Origin of the sequence: Frankia sp. Hr75.2, from assembly GCF_949319125.1 — a bacterium.
GTDB classification, from domain to species: Bacteria; Actinomycetota; Actinomycetes; order Frankiales; family Frankiaceae; genus Parafrankia; species Parafrankia soli.
In genome coordinates, this window is the sequence record NZ_CASGGV010000133.1 from 70,837 (window position 1) to 85,598 (window position 14,762).

The 14,762-nt window shown below is 73.8% G+C and carries 14 protein-coding genes and 1 pseudogene; 8 read left to right on the forward strand and 7 right to left on the reverse strand.

Going from position 1 to position 14,762, the window contains the following annotated elements; translation table 11 throughout:
* The first annotated feature begins 243 nt into the window (after positions 1–243).
* Positions 244–1,251 (forward strand): adenosyl-hopene transferase HpnH, encoded by a 1,008-nt coding sequence (gene hpnH, locus AC559T_RS12170; RefSeq protein WP_018503788.1) that lies wholly within the window; start codon positions 244–246, stop codon positions 1,249–1,251.
* A 266-nt stretch (positions 1,252–1,517) separates the two neighbouring features.
* Here the strand turns inward: hpnH and AC559T_RS12175 are convergent, their stop codons facing one another.
* From AC559T_RS12175 to AC559T_RS12190, 4 genes are all read right to left on the reverse strand, one after another.
* A complete protein-coding gene (locus AC559T_RS12175) occupies positions 1,518–2,186 on the reverse strand; it encodes a TetR/AcrR family transcriptional regulator (protein ID WP_020463162.1) in 669 nt (222 codons plus the stop codon).
* Positions 2,187–2,193: 7 nt separating this feature from the next.
* On the reverse strand, positions 2,194–3,885 hold the full coding sequence (locus AC559T_RS12180; RefSeq protein ID WP_498868765.1) for an MFS transporter: 1,692 nt from the start codon (positions 3,883–3,885) through the stop codon (positions 2,194–2,196).
* Between the two features lie 246 nt (positions 3,886–4,131).
* Positions 4,132–4,647, reverse strand: a complete 516-nt coding sequence (locus AC559T_RS12185) for a class F sortase (protein WP_498868766.1) — start codon at positions 4,645–4,647, stop codon at positions 4,132–4,134.
* Between the two features lie 215 nt (positions 4,648–4,862).
* Complete coding sequence (locus AC559T_RS12190; protein ID WP_498868767.1) at positions 4,863–5,546, reverse strand: hypothetical protein; 684 nt, start codon at positions 5,544–5,546, stop codon at positions 4,863–4,865.
* A gap of 169 nt (positions 5,547–5,715) precedes the next feature.
* On the opposite strand from AC559T_RS12190, the gene AC559T_RS12195 reads away from it, so the two are divergent.
* The 4 genes and pseudogenes from AC559T_RS12195 to AC559T_RS12210 all read left to right on the forward strand — a co-directional run.
* Entirely contained in the window at positions 5,716–6,267 is a 552-nt protein-coding gene (locus AC559T_RS12195) for a hypothetical protein (RefSeq protein ID WP_498868768.1), read from the forward strand.
* A 59-nt stretch (positions 6,268–6,326) separates the two neighbouring features.
* Entirely contained in the window at positions 6,327–7,883 is a 1,557-nt protein-coding gene (locus AC559T_RS12200; protein ID WP_235015097.1) for a sensor histidine kinase, read from the forward strand.
* Between the two features lies 1 nt (position 7,884).
* Positions 7,885–8,547 carry a response regulator transcription factor gene (locus AC559T_RS12205; protein WP_498868769.1) on the forward strand — a complete coding sequence of 221 codons (663 nt, stop codon included), beginning with the start codon at positions 7,885–7,887 and terminating at the stop codon, positions 8,545–8,547.
* 115 nt (positions 8,548–8,662) lie between these two features.
* A pseudogene (locus tag AC559T_RS12210) lies at positions 8,663–9,769 on the forward strand (glycosyltransferase); the annotation flags it as partial.
* 39 nt (positions 9,770–9,808) lie between these two features.
* Here AC559T_RS12210 and AC559T_RS12215 read toward each other — a convergent pair.
* Both AC559T_RS12215 and ureG read right to left on the reverse strand, forming a co-directional pair.
* Entirely contained in the window at positions 9,809–10,708 is a 900-nt protein-coding gene (locus AC559T_RS12215) for an urease accessory protein UreD (RefSeq protein WP_498868770.1), read from the reverse strand.
* Between the two features lie 11 nt (positions 10,709–10,719).
* Positions 10,720–11,457 (reverse strand): urease accessory protein UreG, encoded by a 738-nt coding sequence (ureG, locus tag AC559T_RS12220; protein ID WP_020463153.1) that lies wholly within the window; start codon positions 11,455–11,457, stop codon positions 10,720–10,722.
* 183 nt (positions 11,458–11,640) lie between these two features.
* Between ureG and AC559T_RS12225 the strand changes: the two genes are divergently transcribed.
* Together AC559T_RS12225 and AC559T_RS12230 are read left to right on the forward strand one after the other, a co-directional pair.
* Complete coding sequence (locus AC559T_RS12225) at positions 11,641–12,849, forward strand: redoxin domain-containing protein (RefSeq protein WP_498868771.1); 1,209 nt, start codon at positions 11,641–11,643, stop codon at positions 12,847–12,849.
* Positions 12,846–13,466 (forward strand): TetR/AcrR family transcriptional regulator, encoded by a 621-nt coding sequence (locus AC559T_RS12230; RefSeq protein ID WP_498868772.1) that lies wholly within the window; start codon positions 12,846–12,848, stop codon positions 13,464–13,466. Before AC559T_RS12225 ends, AC559T_RS12230 begins: the two co-directional genes overlap by 4 nt.
* A 13-nt stretch (positions 13,467–13,479) precedes the next feature.
* Here the strand turns inward: AC559T_RS12230 and AC559T_RS12235 are convergent, their stop codons facing one another.
* Positions 13,480–14,175, reverse strand: coding sequence for an urease accessory protein UreF (locus AC559T_RS12235; protein ID WP_248832504.1), 696 nt, complete (start codon positions 14,173–14,175; stop codon positions 13,480–13,482).
* A 251-nt stretch (positions 14,176–14,426) separates the two neighbouring features.
* On the opposite strand from AC559T_RS12235, the gene AC559T_RS12240 reads away from it, so the two are divergent.
* Positions 14,427–14,681 (forward strand): hypothetical protein, encoded by a 255-nt coding sequence (locus tag AC559T_RS12240; protein WP_498868773.1) that lies wholly within the window; start codon positions 14,427–14,429, stop codon positions 14,679–14,681.
* Positions 14,682–14,762 lie beyond the last annotated feature (81 nt).

Below are 14,762 nucleotides of genomic sequence, written 5' to 3' on the forward strand. Positions count from 1 at the left end.
GGTAAATGCCCTGGTCATGGTTACCGCCAGTAGCGCGTTCGAGATCCCCGGTCTATGGCCGGTGTTCGCCATGTCGGCTGCCGGACTTCTCGAGGACACACTCGCCGGGACTGCCCCCTGTTTGCCCGTGGTGTGTGCCAGAACTCATTCGCTGATCCACATGCAGCCTGTACGTACACACTGTATGGTCTTCCCAAGACCTCGGGTCGCCTCTGAGCGGCCGACGAAAGGGGGGCGTGAGCCGTGGCTGTCGCCTGGCGGTACTCACTCCGCGTTGGAACGTATCTGGCGAAGCAGAAGCTGCTCCGCCGGAAGCACTTTCCGCTCGTTCTGGAGCTCGAACCACTGTTCGCCTGCAACCTGTCCTGCACGGGTTGTGGCAAGATCCAGCACCCCGCATCCGTCCTCAAGCAGCGGATGAGCGTCGAGGACGCGCTCGCCGCAGTCGAGGAGTGTGGCGCGCCCGTCGTCGCGATCGCGGGCGGCGAGCCGTTGATGCACCCTCAGATGCATGAGATCGTCAACGCCCTCGTGAAGCGCAAGAAGTTCGTCATCCTCTGCACCAACGGGCTGCTGCTCCGTAAGAAGCTGAAGAACTTCACTCCGTCGCCGTACTTCACCTTCGTGCTGCACATCGACGGGCTGAAGGAGCGTCACGACGCGATCGTCGAGAAGCCTGGCACGTTCGACGAGTGCATCGAGGCCTTCAAGGCGGCCAAGGCCGCGGGCTTCCAGGTCGGCAGCAACTCGACCTTCTTCAACAACGACAGCCCGCAGGATGTCATCGACATCATCAACTTCCTGAACGACGACCTCAAGGTCGACCAGATCCAGCTCTCGCCGGGCTACGCCTACGAGAAGGCTCCTGACCAGGAGCACTTCCTCGCGGTCGAGGAGACCCGGCAGATGTTCTCGAAGGTGTTCGGCGACGGTCGGCGCAAGAAGTGGCGCCTCAACCACTCGCCGGTCTTCCTGGACTTCCTCGAGGGCAAGAAGGAGCTCTCCTGCACCGCGTGGGGGATTCCGAGCTACTCGCTGTTCGGCTGGCAGAAGCCCTGCTACCTGATGTCGGACGGGTACGTGACGTCCTACAAGGAGCTCGTCGAGACGACGGACTGGGACGCCTACGGTCGCGGCAAGGACCCGCGTTGCGCCAACTGCATGGCGCACTGCGGCTACGAGACGTCCGCCGTGCTGGCGACGATGGGCTCGCTCAAGGAGTCCATCCGGGCCGCGCGGATGGGTGCCTGACACCCAGATCGGCGCGTTGACGACAACGCCGCCCCGACCCGGAAACGGGTCGGGGCGGCGTTTGTCGTTCTCCGTACCCGAGGCCAACCGCACCCGATACCTACCGCACCCGATGCCGAACTGCGGTGCTGTCCCGCGGGGCCGTCGTGCTGTCCCGCGGGACGTGCCCGCGGGACAGCGGTAGGCGGCCGGGTGTCTTCGTAGCGGCCGCCGGATCTCGGCGGTCCGTCGTGCTGTCGCCGTCGGTCGGTCGGTCAGTCGGTCGGTCAGTCGGACGCGGGAGGAGCGCCGGCGCTGACAGCGGGCTGGTCGGCCAGGTCGCCGCCGCGCCGGCCCAGGCCGCGCAGGAGACGGTCGAGCACGATCCCGACATCGGTGCGGGCCCGGTCGGGATCCGCCGCCCGCGCGGTGTACAGGCTCGCCTCGGACAGCAGCGCCGCGACGAGCCTGGTCAGCGGTGCCACCGGCAACGGGTCGATGCGGCCCTCGGCCACCGCCCGCTCGAGCCATTCCGAGAGCAGGCGGTAGCCGTGCTGCTCGACGAGCTGGTCCCAGGCGTCGTTGCCGAGGACAGCCGGGCCGTCGATGAGCACGATGCGCTGGAAGTCGCTGTCGGTGGTGGAGATGTCCAGCAGCGACTGGAAGCCCGTGCGCAGCTGCGTCCAGGCGTCGCTGGGCAGCTCCGCGCCGCGGGCCAGCTCACCCGCGACCAGCTGCTCCGCGACCTCCATCGCGACCTGCTCCATGACCGTGCGGAACAGGTCAGCCTTGTCGCGGAAGTGATGGTAAAGAGCTCCCCGGGTGACCCGCGCGTCCGCGACGATCTCTTCGGTGCCGGTCGCGGCATAGCCCTGTTCGGCGAACCGGCGCCTTGCCGCGGCCAGCAGTGCCTGTCGGGTATCGGCCGTCTGTTCGGGCCGACGGCTGCGTGTCACCCCTTGATTATGGTGCAGGTTCGGCCGAGACACCGGCGGCTGCCCGCCACGCGGTCCGTTCCACATCCTCGTCGAGGTCCGTCACGGCCCCTCCGGGGTGGGCGCGCTCGGGCGTTACACGCTCGCCGCCCGCAACCCCCGCGCTGGAACGCAGCCGTGTGGCCGGCACGAACAGCACCGCTACCAGCGCGAGCAGCGCGAGTGGCGCGCTGGCGAGGAACACGTCGGACACTCCGAGCCCGTACGCGTGGTGCACGACGTCGGCGACCGGGCCGGGCAGCGCTGTGGGATCGGGCACGGAGCGGCCGTCCCCAAGAGTGTCGGCCGGCAGGCCGTGCGAGCGCAGTCCGGAGACGGACGACACGCTGACGCGATGGGCGAGTAGCGCGCCGAGTGCCGCGACGCCGCTCGTCCCGCCGACGCTGCGGAAGAACGCCACTGTGGAGCTGGTCACCCCGAGATCGGCGGCGTCGGCGGAGTTCTGCGCGGCGAGCACCAGGTTCTGCTGGGTCATGCCCAGTCCGGCTCCCACCAGGCTCGCGAACACCGACACCGCGACGAGGTTCGTGTGCTCACTGATTGTGCTCAGCAGGACGAGGCCCGTCCCGATCAGGATCGTGCCGGCGATCAGGTAGCGCTTCCAGTAGCCGGTGCGGCTGATGGCACCTCCCACCACCAGCGACGAGACGGCCAGTCCGCCCACCATCGGCACCGTGAGCAGCCCCGACAGCACCGGGCTCTCCCCACGGCCGAGCTGGAAGTACTGGCTGAACAACAGATTCGCGCTGTACATGACGGTGCCGAGGCAGGCGCTCGCGGCCACGGCCAGCACGATCGTCCGGTTACGGAACAGCCGCAGCGGGACGATCGGCTCGGTGGCGCGCGTCTCGACCCAGACGGCCACGGCGAGCAGCGTCAGCCCCCCGCCGAGCAGCAGTGCTGTCTGCGCGGACGCCCACGGGAAGCTCGACCCCGCCAGCGACGTCCAGATCAGCAGGGCGCTCACGCCGGCGGCGATCAGGGTCGCGCCCGCGTAGTCGATGGAGATCTCGCGGCGCACGGTGGGCAGCCGCAGCGTCCGCTGGAGAATGACGAACGCGACGATGGCGATCGGCAGGCTCAGGTAGAAGCAGCCGCGCCAGCCCAGGCCTGGGATGTCGACGATCACGCCGCCGATGAGCGGGCCGCTGACGGTCGACACGGCGAAGGTCGCGCCCAGGTAGCCGTTGTAGCGCCCGCGTTCACGCGGCGCGATCATCGCGGCTATCGCGATCTGGACCAGCGCCGACAGCCCGCCGACGCCGACGCCCTGCACCACGCGGAACGCGATGAGCATGCTCGTGGACGTCGACAGCCCGGCCAGGAGGGATCCGCCCACGAAGATCCCGAGGGCCGTCTGGACCAGCACCTTACGGTTGAACAGATCCGCCAGCTTGCCCCAGATCGGCGTGGTGGCGGTCATCGCCAGCAGCGTCGCCGTGATCATCCAGGTGTAGCTGGTTGAGCTGCCGTGCAGGTCGGAGATGATCCTGGGCAGCGCGTTCGTCACGATGGTGGAGGAGATCATCGATACGAACAGGGCCAGCAGCAGGCCGGAGAGGGCCCGCATGGTCTCGCGGTGGGTCAGGCCTGCCGGGCTGGCCCGGCGCTGGCGCCGCTCCTCGGCTGAGTCATGGTCCGATCCCGGTGCGCGGGTCACGGCGTGCGGTTGGCCGCCCGGCGGCAAGCCGGGGGGCGGCGTCATCGAGGTCGACGTGGCCTGCTCCCCTGGTCACTGGTTCGCCTGTTGATTGGTTGTTACAACTAAATTTTAGTAAAGCATGAGGTGGGGGGTCCTGGGGAGTGGCCCGCGCCGATTTCTCCCCCGCAGGGGTGTGAGCTTGCGCTCCCGGGGCCGGGTGGGAGCGGTCGGCAGCGGGCCGCCCGACTCCCGCCCGGCCGCTGGTCAGGCCAGGTCGGCGAACACCACGACGTTGTCCCGGTAGCTGGAACGGGCCTGGTCGAAGACACCTCCGCAGGTGATGAGCCGCAGCGCGGGCGCCCCCGTGGAGCCGTAGACGTCGGCGGGCACTGCGTCCTTCGGGAGGCGGGCCAGCCTGCGTACCACGAAGACCACGGACGACCCGTCCGCTCGCTCGACCTCCACCCGGTCCCCGGGGGCGAGGTCCCGCAGGCGGAAGAAGACCGCCGGGCCCGTCCTCGAGTCCACGTGGCCGGCAATCACCGCGGTGCCCGTCTCACCCGGTTCGGGACCGGCGGCGTTCCACCCGGTCTCGCTGAACCCGTCTGGTGCCTGCAGCCGCCCGCCACCGTCGAGGGACAACGGCACGACGGGCGCCGAGACGGCAATGGCCGGGATCCGGACCCGTACCGGGTCGGCGACCTGGGTCGAACCCGCGCCCGTGCCGGCCGTGGTGCCCGTGCCGGCTCCGGTGCCCGTGCCCACGGTGGATGACGTCACCGCTGGCGGCGTCGACCGGTCGGCGGCCGCGGGCGGGGTCGCCGGCGTCGAGGCAGGCCGGTCCGGTCGTGGCCCGCAGGACACCGACCAGGGGAACAGCAGCACGAGGGCCGCGGCCGGCAGCAACGCGCGTCGCCCCCGCCGCCCCCGCCGCCCGAACGGCCCGGTCCCGCCCCGGGTCTCGATCCGGTATCCGTCTCCGGACCGGGCCCTGGTCAGATCTCGGCCCGCGCCCGGCGCCGCCGCGCGCCGAGGCCGGTCAGCACGCCGAGACCGGCCAGTGCCCCGATGCCGGTGCCGCCCGCGGCGAGCGCGAGCCCGGGCCCCTGCCCACTCTCGTCCCGGGCCGCGGTGGCCTGGCCCGCCCCGCCGGTGCCGAGCGCGGCGGCCGTGCGCGCGGTCCCGCCGGCCCCCGTGTCGATCCCGCCGGCGGGAAGGGCGGAGTCGCCGTCCCGGGCCGCCGCGGCGTCACAGCGCCGGCGCAGCTCGATCAGCTCCTCGCGGGTCACCGTCGCCGGCAGGTGCTCGCAGTCGGGGACGGGCGCCCCCTGCACCGAGGAGGCACCCGGCCGCGTGGGATCGGGCACGGCGGACGGCGCCGTCGGGTCGCCCGGGACAGCGGGGACCGGCGCGGGTGCGTCGGACGGCGCGGGTGTCTCGGACGGCGCGGGTGTCTCGGACGGCGCGGGTGCCGCGGACGGCGTGGACTGTGCCGGTGTCGGCACGGCCGGGGTGCTGGCCGCGGACGCTGTGCCGGTGGCGCCGGCGCCGGCGAGCGCGGCGGCCAGCCCGACCGCGCCCAGCAGCCTGGACCCGGGCGCCGCGGTGCGGCGGGTGGCGGCCGGGCGGGTGGCGGCCTGGCGTCCCCGCGCCGCGTGATCGTGAGCGATGTGACCCATGGAGTTGTGACCTCGCTTCGGTGCCTGCGCGCCGCGGCGAGCCCGCGGCGCGCAAGCGACACTCGTCGCCGATCGTGGGCTCGCGGTGAGACGCGGGTGAGACCCTTCTCATCGGCCGTGGAGCCCGGCCCGCGCCGGGAGCCGGAGACCCCCGTTAGCCTTAGTCACCGTGAGGCCCATCCGGCGGGACCGGCGGCACCGGCGGATCACCCCCGCCCGTGTCACCTCCGCGGACGTCGTCCGCCGGCTGCTCGTCGCCGTCCCCGGTGTCGTGCTGGCGGTTGTCGTCGCGGCCGCGATCGCCGCGCCCGGGTTCGGGGTCGCCGTGACCGGCGGAAGCCTCCCGCCGCCACCCGACCTCGGCGGACCGATCCTCCTGCCGGCGGGCGTCTCGGCATCGCCCAGCCCGCCGTCCGCGATGCCCGTTCCCACCGAGCCCGCGCCGCGTGTCGAGAGCGACCTGGCTGCCCGGCGCCGGCTCGCGGCCATGGTCGAGGCCGGCCGGCTCAGACCCGGGGCGGAGGGGTTCGCCGACCCCACCGGGGTCCCCGCGGTGACGTACCGCCCGCTGCCGGCGGACGTACCGAGCGCGGACCCCGCGCAGGCCGCGGAGCCGGAGCCGGCCCCAGGGCGCGAGCCGGTGACCACCGAGGTCTCGTCGGTACCGGCGACGGCGTGGCCGGCGCCGTCCGCCCCGGCCACGCCGTCGCCGTCGAGATGAGGAGATTCTCATCCAGCGCACATGCGTGCCGGGGGATCCGTCGACCAGGCTGGTAGGTCGTGAGGCTGTCCCGGACGCGCCGCGTCGTGCGCCATGTCGCGACCTCCGCACGCCTGCACATCCTCGGCTGGCAGGTGCTGCTGGTGGCGGTCGCGCTCGCCGGGTCGGTGCTGGTCTCGCGCGAGGTACTCCTCGCCAGGGCGGACGAGCGGGTCGACCGGGGCCTGGCCCGCCAGGTCGCCGAGCTGCGCCGCCTCGCGACCGCCAGCGTCGACCCGCGGACGTCCCGGCCCTTCTCCGACGTGCGCGAGCTGCTCGAGGCGCACCTGGAGCGCACCATCCCGGGGTCCAACGAGACCATGCTCGCGCTCGTCGACGGCCGGCCGTTCCGGCGCAGCGCCGAGGAGCCTGTCTATCGGCTGGACAACGACCCGCGGGTGGTCGCGGCCTTCGTCGCGGGCCCGCAGCCGCGGTACGGGACGATCACGACGCCGGCGGGTGAGGTGCGGTTCGCCACCGTCCCGGTCCAGGTGGCGGGGGCCCCGGAGCGGGGCGTGTTCGCCGCTGCCGTCTTCGTGGACCGCGAGCGGGCCGAGGTACAGGAGGTGGTCCGGGTGCTGGCGATCGCCGGGTTCGCGGCCCTGGCTCTGGCCGGTGCCGGCGGGTGGCTGGTGGCCGGCCGGGTGCTCGCGCCGGTGCGGGAGCTGCGGCGCACCGCCCAGGCCATCAGCGACACGGACTTCTCCCGGCGCATCCCCGTGGCGGGCCGGGACGAGATCGCCGAACTGGCGCGCACCTTCAACAGCATGCTCGACCGCCTGGAGGACGCCTTCGCGACCCAGCGCGCGTTCGTCGATGATGCCGGCCATGAGCTTCGCACCCCCATCACGATCATCAGCGGGCACCTGGAGCTGCTCTCCGACGATCCGGCGGAGCGCATCGAGACCGTGGCCCTGGTCACCGACGAGCTGGACCGGATGAGCCGGATGGTCGACGACCTGCTGACCCTGGCGAAGGCCCGGCAGCCCGACTTCCTGCGGGTCGAGGATGTCGACCTTGTCGCGTTCACCGACGATCTGCTGTCGAGGGTCGGCGCGCTGGCGCCGCGGCGGTGGCGGCTGGCGGAAGCCGGCTCGGGCACGGCCGTGATGGACCGCCACCGGATCACGCAGGCGCTTGTCCAACTGGCGCAGAACGCCGTGCAGCACACGGGCGAGGGTGACGAGGTGCGCCTCGGCTGCCGGCCGCGTGCCGGCGTGGTCTGCTTCTGGGTGGCCGACTCGGGTCCAGGGGTCGCCCCCGAGGACCGGGACCGGATCTTCGAGCGGTTCGCCCGTGGCCGGCCGGGCCGCGGGACGTCCGAGGGCGCCGGGCTCGGCCTGGCGATCGTGCGGGCGATCGCGGTGGCGCACGGCGGGGACGTCCAGGTCCTCGGCGGGCCCGGCGAGGGAGCGACCTTCGAGCTGACGGTGCCCCGCCGTGGCCCGGCCGGTACGGCGCGGGCAGGTGCCGGCCAGAGTGGCGCGGGACGGGCTGACCAAAGCGGCGCGGGACGGGCAGGTGCCGGCCAAGGCGGCGCGGGCCGGGCCGGGGCTGTGGCCGGGGGGCGGGACTGAGATGGCCAACCGGGTGCTGATCGCCGAGGACGAGTACCGGATCGCCTCCTTCATCGAGAAGGGCCTGCGCGCGAACGGGTTCCTGCCGGTCTGTGTCGGTGACGGCGCGTCCGCGCTCGAGGTCGCGCTGCGGGGCGAGGCCGACCTGGTCGTGCTCGATCTCGGCCTGCCCGACATGGACGGCTTCTCCGTCCTGCGGCGGCTGCGCGGAGCCGGGGTGGACGTGCCGGTGGTGGTCCTGACGGCGCGCGACGGCGTGCGTGACACCGTGGCCGCCCTCGAGGGCGGTGCCGACGACTACATGTCCAAGCCGTTCCGGTTCGAGGAGCTGCTGGCGCGCATCCGGCTGCGGCTGCGGCCGGACCGGGCGCCCGAGGCGACCGTCCTGCGGGTCCGGGGGGTCAGCCTCGACCTGCGTACCCGCCGGGCCCAGGTGGGCGGCCGGACGGTCGACCTGACGGCCCGGGAGTTCGTGCTCGCGGAGATGTTCCTGCGCCACCCCGGCCAGGTACTGGCCCGCGAACAGCTGCTCTCCGCGGTCTGGGGTTACGACTACGACCCGGGCAGTAACGTCGTGGACGTCTACGTCGGATATCTACGCCGCAAGATCGGCGCGGACTGTATAACCACCGTACGTGGGATGGGATATCGGCTGGAAGCCTGACGGACCCGGCTCGCCGCATCCTGCCACATTATTCGGGCGGGTACCCCTCGATTCTTTCTTCGGATACCGGCGGCGCCGGCTGTGTGGCATCCTCCCTGGCGTGCTTCCACTGCTGGTGATTGCGCTGATCTCGCTCGCGTCCTGGATTTTCCTGGCGCTGTTCCGAGGATTCTTCTGGCGGACCGATCAAAGGCTGCCCGCCGGCGACGGACCGCCACCGGAACAGTGGCCGGCGGTAGTCGCCGTGGTCCCCGCGCGTGACGAGGCGGACGTCCTTCCCGACACGCTTCCCTCACTGCTCGCGCAGGACTATCCCGGGTGCCTGAGCATCATTCTGGTGGATGACGCCAGTACCGACGGGACGGGCGAGCTGGCCCGGGAGCTGGCGGCGCGGGCGGCGGCGGCCCGTCCCGAGGCGGCGGTGGCGCTCACCGTCATCGGGTCGAGCGAGCCGCCGGCCGGCTGGACGGGCAAGCTCTGGGCGCTGCGGCACGGCATCGCCGCGGCCGGCGCGCCCGAGTTCCTGCTGCTGACCGACGCCGACATCGCGCACGATCCGAGCTCGGTGCGCGAGCTCGTCCGGGCGGCGACGGCCCGCCGGCTTGATCTCGTTTCGCAGATGGCGCGGCTGCGGGTCAACACCGGATGGGAACGCCTCATCGTGCCATCCTTCGTCTACTTCTTCGCGATGCTCTACCCGTTCCGGTGGTCCAACGACCCGGACTCGCGGGTCGCCGCCGCCGCCGGGGGATGCTCGCTCGTCCGCCGCCGGGCGCTCGCCGACGCCGGTGGGCTGGACGCCATCCGGGACGCGGTGATCGACGACGTCGCGCTGGCCCGCGTGATCAAGAAGTCCGGCGGGCGGACCTGGCTCGGGCTCGCCGACCACGTCTCCAGCCACCGGCCGTACCCGCGGCTGGCGGACCTGTGGCACATGGTGGCGCGCACCGCCTACGCGCAGTTGTTCTGGTCGCCGCTGCTACTCGTGGGCACGGTTCTCGGGCTCGGCCTGGTCTTCGTCGCCCCGGTCGTCGCGACCATCGCCGGCATCGCCGCCGGAAACGTGGCGGTGGCCGCCGCCGGGCTGCTCGCCTGGTCGGTCATGATCACGACGTTCGGACCGATGCTGCGGTACTACGACCAGCCCGTGCTCTCCTCGCTCGCGCTGCCGTTCACCGCGGCCCTCTACCTGGCCATGACCATGGACTCGGCCCGGCGGCACCGCGCCGGCCGGGGCGCCGCCTGGAAGGGGCGCACCTACTCAGCTCCCGCCGGGAAGCGGGTCGGCCAGGGAGCCGGTCAGGACGCCGGCCAGGGAGTCGAGACGGCGGCGCAGGGCGAGGGCGTCGTCCGCCAGCGCGCAGACGAGGACCCCCGGTCCGGCCAGGGGCATCAGGGCGACACTGTCCCCTACCGCGGCGGTGACCGGCTCGAGACCGGTTGCCGGCCCGGCGACCAGGACTGACCCGACGGCACGGGCGCCGGCGAGTACCGCCGGCCCGGCCACCCCCGGGACGTGCGGGCCCAGCCGCAGCTCCTGGTGCAGCAGCGGCCGTCTCCGCGGCCCGGGGGCGGGATCGGGGGCGGTACCGGCGTCGGTGGTGGGCGCCGGGCCCGGTGCCTGGTCGACGTCCACCCGGAGGGAGGTCTCGAGGTCGCCGCCCGGCTCGCCGAAGCGGCCAAGGATGATCTCCTCGCGGTACCGCAGCCGCGCGTCCGCCGCCAGGATGATCTCGGTGGTCATCCGGTGGCGGGCTCCCCGGGCGACGACCGTCGGCTCCGGGAGGAACGACAGCGTCGCGGCCGGCCCGACCTGGGCCCGCAGCGCGAACGTCGACGGCCCGGCGCCGTGGCCGGGCAGGGCCACGGTCGCGGCCACCGACCGCACCACCAGGTGCGCCCCGGCGCCGACGACGATGTCCAGGCCCAGGTCGTCGCCGGCGAGCGGGCCACCCGCACCACCCACAAGGTGGACCACCACGACGCGCCCCGACCCGCCGGTGCGCCGCGGCAGCACGGGTACCGCCGCGCGCAGCTCGGTGATCCTGGCCGTCCCGCCGCCGTCCAGCTCGACCTGGAGCGCGGCGCGCGCCCGAACGGTCGTGCGGGACGGCGCCACGTGCGGGCTGACCGCGGGCGGGCTCGCTGCGGACGAGTTCACTGCGGGCGAGTTCACTGCGGGCGGGCGGGCGACGGCAGCTGGGCGAGGACCCAGTCGGCGACGTCCGAGGCTCCCGCGTCGGAGCGGAGGCTGGTGAACAGCACCGGGCGGTCGGCGCGCCCGCCGCGCATCGCGGCCGCGTCCCGGGCCATCACGGCCAGGTCGGCGCCGACGAGCGGAGCGAGATCGGTCTTGTTGACGACCAGCAGGTCGCTGCCGGCCACGCCCGGCCCGCCCTTGCGGGGCACCTTGTCGCCGCCGGCGACGTCGATGACGAAGATCTGCCGGTCGACGAGGCCGTAGCTGAACGTCGCGGTCAGGTTGTCGCCACCGCTCTCGACCAGGATGAGGTCGAGCCGGCCGAGGTCGGACTCGAGATCCTCGACCGCGTCGAGGTTGGCGGTGATGTCGTCGCGGATCGCCGTGTGCGGGCAGCATCCCGTCTCCACCGCGCGGATGCGCCCCGGGTCGAGGACCCCGGCCGAGCGCAGGAAGTCTGCGTCCTCGGTGGTGTAGATGTCGTTCGTCACCACGCCGAGCCTGATCCGCCCGGCCAGCGCCCGGCACAGCGCGGCCACCAGGGCCGTCTTCCCGCTTCCCACCGGGCCGCCGACCCCCACCCGCAGGGCCCGGTCGGTGGGCGCCGGCCCGGCGGGCGTGCCCGGCGGGCTCTGCCAGCGCGGGCCCGCGCCCCCGGACGCGGCCGGCGCGCCCCCGCCGCCGAGAGGCCGATCGTGTTCCAGGTGCACCGGTCGCTCCTCGTCTCGCTGGGTCTTGCTGGTCGGCGCTGGTCTGTGCTGATCGGCGCAGTCACGCGCGCCCCGGGCTGGCACCACAGCCCGGCCTGCGCAGCGTAGCCCCGTGCTGCGACAGTATGGAAACGGAAGATCGATAACGTTGTTTTTTATTGGGAACGGCGTTACGGTCGATGGGTGGACGAGATCGAGACAATGGATGTGACGGTTCTGGAGGCCGGGCGAACGAGCCTGCTGCACGCGCGGGTCGAGCCCGGTGGCCCGGGCCGGTCGGGGCGGGTGCTCGTCCGCCCGGCCGAGGGCGGCGGGCTGCTCGGGTGGCGCCTGCGGCCACAGGGGTGGTGCCGCGGCGACGTCTGCATCCCCGCGTCCGTCGCCGCGCGGCGGCTCGGCGCGGGGGAGCGGGGGCTCGGCGCGGAGGACTGGATCGACGTCGCCGAGTTCGCCGGGCTGACCGGGCGGCTCGCCATGGTCGACGCGGCGCGGGGGGTGGCCGCGCTCGGCCCGGCGGCGGCCAGCCACGAGCTGCGCGGCCTGCTCGACGGCGGAGCCCCCGACGCCGGTGTCGCGCCTGACGTGGCGCTGCCCGACCTGGAGGGCAGGCTGACCGCGCTGTCGGACCTGCGGGGGCGCAAGGTCGCCGTCGTCGCCTGGGCGTCCTGGTGCGGCTGCCGCTACGACCTGCCGGCCTGGGCGGCCCAGCACGACGAGCTCGCCGATCAGGGGTTCACCCTGGTCACGGTCGCGCTGGACGCGGACCCGGCGGCCGCCAGGGAGTGGATCGACGCCGCCGGCGGAAACCATCCCGCGTTGATCGACACCGACGGGGTGCTGGCCGGGCGCTACAACCTGACCAACGTCCCGACCGTGTTCTGGATCGACGAGGCCGGCCGCCTCGTCCGGCCGCCTGACACGCAGACCGCGACGGACACCTTCCGGTCCATGAACGGCATCGACTCCGCCCGCGCGCTCGCGGCGCTGCGCAGATGGGTGACGACCGGGCGACCGGGGCTCGGCGCCGAGGACGTCCGTCGGCACCTGCGCCCGCCGTCCGATGACGACCAGCGCGCCCGGCTGGCCGCCGCCATCGGGATCCATCTGTACCGCGCCGGCCAGATCGAGGCAGCGGCGGTCTACCTCGAGAAGGCGGGTCGGCTGGCGCCCCACCAGGTGGCGATCCGGCGCGGGACGATGCGGCTGCGCGGCGCCGACCCGTTCGGCCAGGAGTACTTCGACCTGCGGGCCGAGCTGGAGGCGAACGGCGTCCCGATCTACCGCCCGCTCCCGGACTGGCAGGCGGAGGAGACCGGCGCCGCACCGCCCCCGCCCGTCGAAGCGGCCGGGTCGGGTTGCGGTGGCGGGCGGCGCCCGCGGGTGGACCGGTGAGCGTCGCGGACGGCGCCGTCCGCCGTTCCCGTGCCGTGGCGGGGGAGGCGCTGCGGCGTGAGGCGATCGAGGCGGCCGCCGAGCTGCTGGTCAGCGCCGGCCCGCAGGCGCTGACGATGCGGCGTGTCGCCACGGCGATCGGCGCGTCGACCACCGTGCTCTACACGGTCTTCGGCGGCAAGGACGGCGTGGCCGACGCGCTCTACCGGGAGGGGTTCGAGCGGCTGCGGGCCCGGCTCGAGGCCGTCGTGGCAGCCGACCCGTTCGTCCGCCTGCACGAGCTGGCCCACGCCTACCGGCGCAGCGCGCTCACCGACCGGTCGTTCTACGCCGTCATGTTCGAGCGGGCCGTGCCCGGTTACGAGCCCGGCCCGGAGTCGCTGGAGGTGGCGCGCGCGAGCCTGGCCGTCCTCGTCGACGCGGTGCGGGACGCGATGGCCGCCGGGCTGCTCGGCGGCGACGATCCGGAGCCGGTCGCCCGTCTCCTGCACGCCGCCGCCCACGGCGCGGTCAGCCTGGAGATCTCCGGTCATCTGGAGGGCGAGGGCGCCCTGCGCTGCTTCCGGGAGCTGACCGCGGCGGCCTTCGCCGCCAGCGCGCGGCCCGCCGCCCGCTGACCCGGTGGCTCCATCAGGAGGTGAACATCCGGACCTCGGCGGTGCGGTGCCGTTCGGCCAGCAGGTCCAGCTGGGGCGCGCTCCCGGCGGGCAGGCGCTCCGGGGCGCGCAGCGCCGACGCCGTGTCGGCGGCCGCCGCGATGCGGTCGACCTCGGCGGCGATCTCGGCGAGGACACCGGTGACGGCCAGCGGGTCGAGCCCGAGCAGGCGGACGGCCGCCGTCGCCGGGCCGTTGACGGACGCGTGGGCGGCCGCCAGCGCCGCGTCCCGCGGCTCGAGCCCGGCCGCGGCGGCGACGATGCCGAGCGCCACACAGTGGTGTGGCGCCGCCGGATGCGCCGGGACCGCCCAGGCCGCGCGGGCCACCCGCATCAGGGTACGGCCCTGCGCGCGGCTGGCGGCCCGCTGGGCGGGCGAGGGCGTGCGGGCGTCGACCTCGGCCTCGAAGACGGCGAGGACGTCCGCCGCCAGCTCGGTAGCGGGGCCGGCCGCACGGACCGACCGGCACACCGCCGCCGCGAAGGACGCGGCGAGCAGCCCGGACGTCGCGAGGCGGCCGCGAAGGAACTCGGCGAGGTCCCTGAGCCCGGTGATGCTCCCGTCGAGCACGGCGGCCTCGACGCCTCCGGAGTGGGCATGCCCGCCGGCGGGTAGACGCCCGTCGGCCAGGAGCAGCAGCGCTGCCCGTGCCTCCACGTGACCTGTCATCGGTGGGTCCGCGTCCATCCACCTATCTTTGCCCACCACGCCCTGTGCCCCCGGCCCGGGCCGCCGGTCCGGATCGCGCGCGCCGTCGCAATCGACCGCCGGACCGGGTCCGGCAGCAGGTCACGTCGGCGACAGATCCACCATCGTGAGCTCCCGGATATGGCAGCGTTTGCGGCCGTCGCCGCGGAGCCGGCGGCAGGCCTGAAGTGCGGCCGGCAGCAGTCCGGCCGCGTCGGAGATGGGGGATAACCGTGTCTGTTCTGAGCTCGGGGCGACCCGCGCGGCTCGGGGGCATCCGCGCCCGAGTCGCGCTCACCCTGGTCACGGTCCTGGGACTGTCCTCAGGACTGGCCGCCTGCTCGGACCGCCCGCCGAAGCCCAGCTGCCGGGCCGGCTACGTGGCCGAATGGGATGATGATGACCACGAGTGGGAGTGCGAGCGGCGGGCGTCGAGCTCGAGCGGCACCGGCGGCAGCTCCGACTCGCGCCGGTCCGGTCGCCGCTGACTACACCGTCAGACGTTCGCCCACGCCGTCAGGCACCGCCCACACGGTCAGGCATCTGACCAACATCGTCAGGCATCCGCC

Excerpts from the sequence above, each read along its gene's own strand:
- AC559T_RS12235 (WP_248832504.1), bottom strand. The coding sequence starts at position 14,175 with ATGACAGGTCACGTGGAGGCACGGGCAGCGCTGCTGCTCCTGGCCGAC.
- AC559T_RS12190 (WP_498868767.1), bottom strand. The coding sequence starts at position 5,546 with ATGGGTCACATCGCTCACGATCACGCGGCGCGGGGACGCCAGGCCGCC.
- AC559T_RS12205 (WP_498868769.1), top strand. The coding sequence starts at position 7,885 with ATGGCCAACCGGGTGCTGATCGCCGAGGACGAGTACCGGATCGCCTCC.